General features: G+C 65.2%; 2 protein-coding genes. Both read left to right on the top strand.

All coding sequences use genetic code 11. The annotated features are described in order from the left end of the window. A partial coding sequence (locus ACFY68_RS21385; protein ID WP_387531422.1) for a phosphopantetheine-binding protein occupies positions 1-783 on the top strand: 783 nt, incomplete at its 5' end. Beyond that, complete coding sequence (locus tag ACFY68_RS21380) at positions 783-9,899, top strand: amino acid adenylation domain-containing protein (protein ID WP_387531419.1); 9,117 nt, start codon at positions 783-785, stop codon at positions 9,897-9,899. The genes ACFY68_RS21385 and ACFY68_RS21380, both read left to right, overlap by 1 nt. Positions 9,900-9,907 lie beyond the last annotated feature (8 nt).

The following is a 9,907-nucleotide window of genomic DNA, read 5'->3' as shown; positions in this document are numbered from 1 at the left end:
CCGGTGCCGGTGGGCGTGCTGGGCGAGCTGTACCTGGCCGGCGCTGGCCTGGCGCGTGGCTACCACCGCCGGCCGGGGCTGACGGCCGAGCGTTTCCCGGCGGACCCGTTCGTGGCGGGTGAGCGGATGTACCGCACCGGCGACCTGGCGCGCTACCGCGCGGACGGCACGCTGGAGTACGGCGGGCGCATCGACCACCAGGTGAAGCTGCGCGGGCTGCGCATCGAGCTGGGCGAAATCGAAGCCCGGCTGCTGGAGCAGGCGCAGGTGCGCGAGGCGGCGGTGCTGGTGGTGGAGCAGCAACTGGTGGCCTACGTGGTGGGCGAGGCGACGGCCGACGCGCTCAAGGCGCAGCTGGCCCGCAGCCTGCCGGAGTACATGGTGCCGGCGCAGTGGTTGTTCCTCGAAGCGCTGCCGCTGAGCCCCAACGGCAAGCTTGACCGGCGCCAGCTGCCAAGCCCGCAGGCGCAGGCACAGAAGGCCTATGTGGCGCCGGAGGGCGAACTGGAGCATGCCATCGCGGCCATCTGGCAGGACGTGCTGCGCCAAGAGCAGGTGGGGCGGTTTGATCACTTCTTCGAACTCGGCGGGCACTCGCTGCTGGCCGTCAGCGTGGTTTCCCGCCTGCAACTGGAGCTTGGGGTGGCGGCAACGCCGCAGACGTTGTTCCAGTACCCGGTGTTGGCGCAGTTCGCGGCTCAGATGCACGTTGAAGACCGTCAGGACACTGGCGACAGGTTTAGCAGGCTCGAGTCTCTGCTCGATGAAATGGAGGAAGTGTGATGGACAAGCAAGTTGCCGCACGGATCGCGCGGCGGTTCATCGCGCTGCCACTGGATAAACGAACACGTTACCTGCAGACCATGCTGGCCGAAGGCATCTCGCCGGCGCAGTTGCCGATTCCAGCGCTCAGTGACGAGCTCGAAGCGCTGCCGCTGTCCTACGCCCAGGAACGTCAGTGGTTCCTCTGGCAATTGGAACCGCACAGTGATGCCTATCATATTCCGCTCACGCTGCGCCTGCGTGGCAACCTCGACCTGGTGGCGCTGCAACACAGCTTCACAGCGCTGCTCGGGCGCCATGGGGTGCTTCGCACATGCCTGAAGCACAGCGCTGAAACACCCGTGCAGGAAGTGCTGGAGCAGGTGCAGATGCAGTTGGAGGTGTGCACGGACGAAGCGCTCGACGCTTTTGTGCAGCGCCTGACCCGCCAGCCCTTCGACCTGGCCCAGGCTCCGCTGCTGCGCGCCGGGGTGGCGCGTCAGGGCGAGGACGACCACGTGCTGGTGGTGGTCATGCACCACATCATTTCGGACGGCTGGTCGATCAAAGTCATGCTCGGTGACCTGATCGAGTTCTATCGGGCTGCACTCGAACGTCGCGAACCCCGCTTGCCAGCGCTGCCGGTGCAGTACAGCGACTACGCCGTCTGGCAGCGGCGCTGGATGGAAGCAGGCGAGCGCGAGCGTCAGTTGCAATACTGGACCGCGCAATTGGCTGGCGACCCCGATGCCCTGGAGTTGCCGCTGGACTTTGCCCGCCCGCCGCAGCAGAGCTACCGCGGCGCGCGCCTGAGCCTGTCGCTCGATACCGACCTGGCGCGGGCACTGGACGCAGTATCGCGTCAGCAGGGGGTGACCCTGTTCATGTTGTTGCTGGCTGCCTACCAGGTGCTGCTGCACCGGTACACGGGCCAGGACGACATCCGTGTCGGTGTGCCGGTTGCCAACCGCAACCGGGTGGAAACCGAAGGGTTGATCGGCTTCTTCACCAATACCCAGGTGCTGCGTGGCCAGGTGGACAGTCGCGCACGCTTCTGCGACTTCCTGCAGCAGGTGCGCGAGACCGTGGTGCAGGGGCAGAACCACCAGGACCTGCCGTTCGAGCAACTGGTCGAGGCCTTGCGTCCGGAGCGCAGCCTGAGCCATAACGCGCTGTTCCAGGTGATGTACAACCATCAGCGTGTCGGCAAGGGGGATGCTCGCCATTCCCTGGTGGCGGACCTGACCCTGGAAACACTGCCAGTAGAGATTCATGCCGCGCAGTTCGACCTCACGCTGGACACCTTTGAGAGCGAAGCTGGGCTGAGTGCAGCACTGACCTATGCCACCGACCTGTTCGAGCCTGCGACCATCGAGCGCTTCGGGCAAAGCTGGTTGACGCTGCTGCGCGGTATCGTCGCGGATCCGCAGCAGGCAATCACCGACTTGCCGGTACTCGATGCTCAGGTACGGCAGGCGCAACTGGACAGCTGGCAGGGTGAAGTCTGCAACTACTCGCCCGACGAAACCATTCACGGTGCGGTCGAGGCGCAGGTGGTGCGTGACCCTCAGCGCCTGGCGCTGGTACATGGCCATGAACGTCTGACCTACGGCCAGCTCAATGCCCGCGCTAACCGCCTTGCGCGGTACCTGGTCAGCCTGGGTGTCGGCCCGGAGGTGCGAGTCGGCGTGGCGTTGGTGCGCTCTCCCGAACTGGTGGTGACCTTGCTGGCCATCCTCAAGGCTGGCGGCGCCTATGTGCCGCTTGATCCGGACTATCCGGCCGAGCGCATCGCCTACATGCTGGAGAATAGCCAGGCCCCGGTGCTGGTCAGCCAGGCTGGCGTGATCGAGCGCCTGTCAGTGCCGGCCCACACCCAGGTGCTGCTGGTGCAGGCTGGCGAACAGTGGCTGAGTGACCTTGACGAGTCCGACCTGGCCGACAGTGCCCGTGGGGACAACCTTGGCTATGTCATCTACACGTCCGGCTCGACCGGGCGGCCCAAAGGTGTCGCGATCTGCCACCGTAACGTGGCAGTGTTGCGCCATTGGACGGCCCGGGTGTATGCGCCGCACGACCTGCAGGGTGTGCTGGCCTCGACCTCGGTGTGCTTCGATCTCTCGGTGTGGGAACTGTTCGTCACCCTCGGCCTTGGGGGCTTCATCGTGCTTGCTCGCAATGCGCTGGAGCTTGCCGAATTGCCGGCCAGGGACGAAGTGCGCTTGATCAACACGGTGCCGTCGGCCATTGCCGCGCTGTTGCGCGAGGGCAGCATCGGCCCTGGGGTGCGCATCATCAACCTGGCAGGCGAACCCCTGAAGCAGCCCTTGGTGGATGCCCTGTACCAGGGCACCCAGGTGAGCTGTGTCTATGACCTCTACGGGCCGTCCGAGGACACCACCTATTCGACCTGGACCCGCCGCGACGCAGGTGGGCGAGCGAATATCGGCCGCCCGCTGGACGACACCCGCGGCTATGCGCTGGACCTGCAACTGAACGTTGTGCCGGTGGGGGTCGGTGCCGAGTTGTACCTGGCCGGCAGCGGCATCACCCGTGGCTACCTGTCCAACCCGGGGTTGACTGCCGAACGCTTTGTACCCGACCCGTTGCGCGGCAATGGCGAGCGGATGTACCGCACCGCTGACCGTGTGCGCTTCGACGATAACGGGGTGATCCAGTACCTGGGGCGTCTCGATCATCAGGTGAAGGTACGTGGCTTTCGCATCGAGACCGGCGAGATCGAGGCGCGCCTGCTAGCGCACGAGCATGTGCGCGAAGCCGCCGTGCTGGTGCTCGACGGTGCCCATGGCGCCTTCCTGGTTGCTTACGTGGTGGGGCAGGGTATTGCGCCATCGCGTGACGTTTTGCGCCAGGCGCTGGCAGTGGATCTGCCGGATTACATGATCCCGGCGCAATGGGTGTTCATCGATGCCTTGCCCCTGACGCCCAACGGCAAGCTTGACCGCAAGCGCCTGCCCGCACCCGACCCGACCGAGCTGGCCAGCGAGCGCCAGGCACCCGGCAACGACTGGGAGCGCCGTCTGCTGGACGTGTGGCGCGCGGTGCTCAAGCTCGACGAGCTGGGCGTGACGGACAACTTCTTCGAAGTCGGTGGTGACTCGATCGTTTCGATCCAGATGGTCAGCCGAGCGCGCCAGGCGGGCATCCGGTTCACCCCCAAGGAGTTGTTCCAGCACCAGACTGTGCGCAGCCTGGCGTTGGTCGCCACGGCGGCCGGGCTGACCGATATAGACCAGGGCGAAGTGCAGGGCGGCGCGCCGTTGATGCCATTTCAGCGCTGGTTCTTCGAGGCGCCGATCATCGAGCGCCAGCACTGGAACCAATCGGTGCTGCTGCGGCCGACCGCCTCCCTTGATGCAGCTGCCGTGGAGCAGGCTCTGCAGGCGCTCATCGTGCACCATGATGTGCTGCGTCAGTCGTTCCACCCAACCGCCGGTGTGCAGGCGCTGCACCGCAGTGTCCAGCAGCAGCGGTTGATCTGGCAGCAAGTACCGGCACTCGAGCATCGCTGCCTTGGCAGCCAGGAGCAGTTGCTCGACGTGTGTGAGCAGGCCCAGCGCAGCCTCGACCTGGAAGGCGGACCGTTGGTTCGCGCCGTACTGATCGACCTGCCGGATGCGTCCCAGCGGTTGCTGTTGGTGATCCACCACCTTGTGGTCGATGGTGTCTCGTGGCGCATTCTGTTCGAGGACCTGCAGCAAGCCTATTGCAATGCGGTGCAGCAGCAGGCGGTACGGCTGCCGGCCAAGACCAGCCCGGTGCAGGCCTGGGCGCAACGCCTGCAAGGCTATGCCGCAGGCGCCGCCCTGGAACAGAAGGCCTACTGGATGGCGCAAGCGGACGGCGTCGAGGTCGATTTGCCGCGCGACTGGCCCGTGCAACAGGCACTCAACAATGGGGGGCGCAGTGTCGAGACGCGCTTGGGCAAGGACCTCACCCGGCGCCTGCTGCAGCAGGCGCCGGCCGCCTACCGCACGCAAATCAACGACCTGTTGCTGGCCGCGCTGGCGCGCACACTGTGCGCCTGGGCCGGCAGTTCGGCTGTGCTGGTGGAGTTGGAGGGGCATGGCCGAGAGGAGCTGTTCGAGGACATTGACCTGGTGCGCACGGTCGGTTGGTTCACCAGTGTCTACCCGGTACGGCTGGACACCTGCGAGCTGCCGGGAGCGCTGATAAAGGGCGTCAAGGAGCGGCTGCGTGCGGTGCCAGACAAGGGACTGGGCTTCGGTGCCCTGCGCCACTTGGCTGACGAGGCTACCCGCGCGGCATTTGCTGCGCTGCCCCAGGCTCGTGTCACCTTCAACTACCTGGGGCAGTTCGATGGGGCGTTTTCGACCGACGAGCAGGCCCTCTTCGTGCCATCCGGCGAGTACGCGGGGGCCGAGCAGAATGGCGCTTCGCCGATGGCCAACTGGTTGGTGCTCAATGGCCGGGTCTACGGTGGCGAGCTCAGCATGACCTGGTCGTTCAGTGGTCAGCAGTACCGTGCCGAAACGGTGCAGGCATTGGCCGACGAGTATGGCCGGCAGTTGGCCGAACTGATCGGGCATTGCTGCGACGCAAGCACGGCGGGTGTGACACCGTCCGATTTCCCCCTGGCGGGGCTCGACCAGCGTCAACTCGACGCCTTGCCGATCACAGCGTCGCAGATAGACGACATCTACCCCTTGTCGCCCATGCAGCAAGCCATGCTGCTGCACAGTGCGGCCGACACCGAGTCGGCGTACTACATCAACCAGGTCGACCTGCCAGTCCAGGGCTTGCAGGTGGAGCGTTTTCGCGAGGCGTGGCAGGCTGCTCTGGACCGTCATGACATCTTGCGTACCAGCTTCCATTGGCCCGACGACAGCGAGCATCCGCTACAGGTGGTACAGCGCCATGCCGTGCTCGACCTGCAGCTGCTCGACTGGCGCGCCCAGGCAGACCCTGAACACGCCATTGAACAGCTGGCCGCGGCAGACCGCGCGCGCGGCTTCGATCTGGCGCGGGCGCCGCTACAGCGCATTACGTTGATCCGCACAGGTGAGCAGGATTACCGCATGCTGTGGACCAGCCACCATATCCTCATGGACGGCTGGAGCAGCTCGCGGCTGTTCGGCGAAGTGCTTCAGCACTACAACGAAGGCCAGGTAGCAAGCCCTGCGGCGCGCTATCGCGAATTCATCGCCTGGTTGCATCGCCAGCCACGTGAAGAACTGGAGCAGTTCTGGAAGCAGCGCTTGAGCACGCTGAGCGAGCCAACGGCGCTGAGCCAGGCGATCTACCCGCGGCATGACAGCGAGGTTGCCGGCCATGAGGCTTTGTATTCCAGCTGGGATCCGGCGCAGACCGAGCGCCTGCAGCAGTTCTGCCGTGCCTGCCGAGTGACCCTCAACACCCTGGTGCAAGCGGCATGGCTGTTGGTGCTGCAGCGCTTCACCGGGCAGCGCACCGTGGCCTTCGGCTCTACGGTGGCTGGGCGGCCGGCGTCGCTGCCCAATGCCGAACAGACCCTTGGCCTGTTCATCAACACGCTGCCGGTCATCCAGACGGTGGAGCCGGCCCAGCAGGTCAGGCAGTGGCTCGCCCAGTTGCAGGACTACAACCTCGACCTGCGTGACCATGCCCATGCGCCGCTGGCCGATATTCAGCGTTGGTCCGGCATGGGCGCCCAGCCGATGTTCGACAGCATCATCGTGTTCGAGAACTACCCGATCGATGAGCGCCTTGGCCAGGCCGGGGAGAGCGAGCTCAGCTTCGGTCAGTCGAGCAACCATGATGTCACCAACTTCCCCATGGACCTGGCGGTGACGGTGGGCCAGCGGTTGTCCATCGAGTACCTGTACCTGCGCGCCAGTTTTGCGCCTGAGGCGGTGCAGGCTATCCGCCAGTGCATGGAGTACACCCTGGAGGCGCTGGCCCAGGATGGCGAACGGCCGCTGGGGCGCCTGCCGCGGCTGCCGGCGAACCAGCAGCAGGCTTTCGAGCAGTGGAGCCGTGCGCCACAGGCGTGCCACGAGGCCGTTACCGTCACCGAGCTGATCGCCCGCCAGGCGGCTGCGCGTCCCGAGGCCGTGGCGGTGCGTTGCGGCGATGCCCAGTTGACCCATGCCCAATTGCAACAGCGTGCCAACTCCCTGGCGCATGCATTGCAGGCCCAGGGCGTCGGGCCTGAAGATGTGGTCGGTATCGCCCTGGAGCGGTCGCTGGACAGTGTCGTGGCCTTCCTTGCAGTGCACAAGACCGGGGCTGCCTACTTGCCGCTGGATATCGACTACCCTGGCGAGCGCCTGGCCTACATGATCGAGGACTGCTCGATGAAGCTGCTCATCGGTCGGGCACAGACACTCCAGCAGTTGGCACCGGCTGGCTTGGCCAGCATCGACATGGACGCCCTGGACTGGGCGCGCTTGCCGTCCCACACGCCACGTTCGGCGTGCCTCCCGGAGCACCTCGCCTACTTGATCTACACCTCCGGTTCCACCGGCCAACCCAAAGGCGTGGCGGTGACCCATGGGCCCCTGAGCATGCATTGCCAGGCGATCGCCGAGCTGTACGAAATCGATACCGATACCCGCGAGCTGTTGTTCATGTCGTTCGCCTTCGACGGTGCTCAGGAGCGCTGGCTGAGCGTGCTCTGCCACGGAGGGGAACTGGTACTGCGCGATGGCGAACTGTGGACCGCCGAGCAGACCTGCGCGGTATTGCATGAACGGCGTATCACCATTGCGTGTTTCCCGCCGGCCTATCTCAAACAGTTGGCCGAGCATGTGCGCGATAGCGGTCAACCGGCACCGCCGGTCACGATCTACTGCTGCGGCGGCGATGCAGTGCCGGCGTCGTCATTCGACCTGATCACCGCGGTGCTGAAGCCTCGTTTCTTGACCAATGGCTATGGCCCCACCGAGACGGTGGTCACGCCGATGCTGTGGAAAGTCGACGCGCAGGCACGCTGTGGCGCAGCCTATGCGCCGATTGGTCGTGCGGTGGGCCAGCGCGCCCTGTATGTGCTGGACGACGACCTGGAGCCGCTGCCAGCAGGCATCCCAGGCGAATTGCATATCGCCGGTGAGGGTGTCGCGCGTGGATACCATGGCCGCCCCGGGCTGACTGCCGAACGGTTCGTGCCAGACCCCTTCGGCGCGCCGGGCAGTCGCCAGTACCGAAGTGGCGACCGGGTGTTGCAGCGTGAGGACGGGGTCCTCGATTACCTGGGCCGAGCCGACCATCAGGTCAAGTTGCGCGGGTTCCGCATTGAACTGGGTGAGATCGAAGCGGCGCTGCGTCGCCAGGACGGTGTCGCCGATGCGCTGGTAGTCGCTCGTGAGCTGGCCAGCGGCAAACACTTGGTGGCCTACGTCGTCAGCGCCGGGGGCCGCGAAGTGGGTGACTGGCTGAAGGAGTGCCTGCGCCAGGAGCTTCCGGACTACATGGTACCTACCTACCTGGTGGGCATGGTCAGCCTGCCGGTCAACGCCAATGGCAAGCTCGATCGTCGCGCATTGCCCGAACCTGAGGTCCAGGCTGGCGTATATGTTGCGCCTGTCAATGACGCCCAGCGCCTGCTGGCGCAGATCTGGGCGCAGACCCTGCAGGTCGAGCGTGTGGGTATTCATGACAACTTCTTCGAGCTGGGTGGCGATTCGATTCTCAGCCTGCAGGTGGTGTCCAAGGTCCGCAACCATCCTGGGCTGGACATCGACCTTAAGCTGCGTGACCTGATGCGCTGGCAGACCATTGCCGGGCTGTTTTCCCGTGAGGAGATCCTCGCCCCAGGGCGTGAGGACATCAGTGCGCAATTGGCCACCGAGGGTTGGTTTGGACTGCTGCCCATTCAGCAATGGTTCTTCGCCTGCCCGATGAGCGAGCGTCACCACTACAACCAGGCGTTGATGTTCCGGCCGCGACAAGCGTTGGATACAACTGCGCTGGAGCAGGCCTTGCACCGGGTAGTCACGCAACATGACAGCTTGCGCTTGCGTTTTCGCGAGGTGGATGGCCGCTGGTACCAGAGCTATGACCTGCGTCAGGACGAGGGGTTGGGCGATTGTCTGTGGCGTGAACTGGCGGTCGATGAAGCGGCGCTGCAAGCGTGCGTCAACCGTGCCCAGCGAAGCCTCGACCCACAGAATGGCCCGTTGTACCGGTTTGTGCAGGTTGATATGCCTGACGGGGAACAGCGCTTGCTGATAGTCATCCACCACCTGGTGGTCGATGCGGTGTCCTGGCGCATCCTCCTGCAGGATCTGCAGGAGGCGTACCAAGCCTGCAGCCAGGGGTATGCGCCAGACCTGCCGGTACGTAGCAGCAGCTACCGGTCATGGGTGGAGCGCCTGCAGGCGCAAGCGCCGCAGCGGGCGGTGCGGGAGCTGGATTACTGGCTCGAATGCCTGCCCGACAATGATCAGGTCTTCCCATGCGACAACCCGCGAGGCAAAGACCAGGTCCGTTACCAGGCCGGGGCGCATTTTGCACTGGATGCGGCCCAGACCAGCGACCTGTTGAAGCGGGCACCGGCTGCCTATGGCAGCCAGATCAACGACCTGTTGCTGACGGCCCTGGGCCGTGCCATGTGCCAATGGGCTGGAACCCGGACGGCATGGGTGCAGCTGGAGGGGCATGGGCGCGAAGACCTGTTCGATGAGCTGGACCTGAGCCGCACACTGGGTTGGTTCACCACGATGTTCCCGGTGCGCCTGGACTGCCCGCCCGGGCAGCACCAGGCCGATGCGTTGCGCAATGTGCAGGCGCGCCTGCAGGCAGTGCCGGACAAGGGCATCGGTTATGGCGTGCTGCGCCACATGGCGGGGCCCGAACTGGCAGCACGCCTGGCGCACACCTCGCAGGCACGGGTAACGTTCAACTATCTCGGGCAGTTCGACCAGAGCTTCGACGACAAGGCCCTGCTGTTGCCGGCACCGGAAGGGCAGGGGGACTGCTACAGCAGCGAGGCACCGCTGGGCAACTGGCTGGAAATGGTGGGCCAGGTGTATGACGGGCGACTGTCGATCCGTTGTGTATACAGCACCCGTCGTTACCGTGCGGCGACGGTCGAGCGCCTGATGCAGGGCCTGCAGCTGGAACTGCAGGCATTGATCGAGCACTGCGTGTCGGTATGCGAGGCAGGTGTCGCCTGATGTTCATG

It is taken from the genome of Pseudomonas sp. NPDC012596, assembly GCF_042902325.1.
Classification (GTDB): domain Bacteria; phylum Pseudomonadota; class Gammaproteobacteria; order Pseudomonadales; family Pseudomonadaceae; genus Aquipseudomonas.
This window is presented reverse-complemented; position numbering and strand designations above follow the sequence as displayed.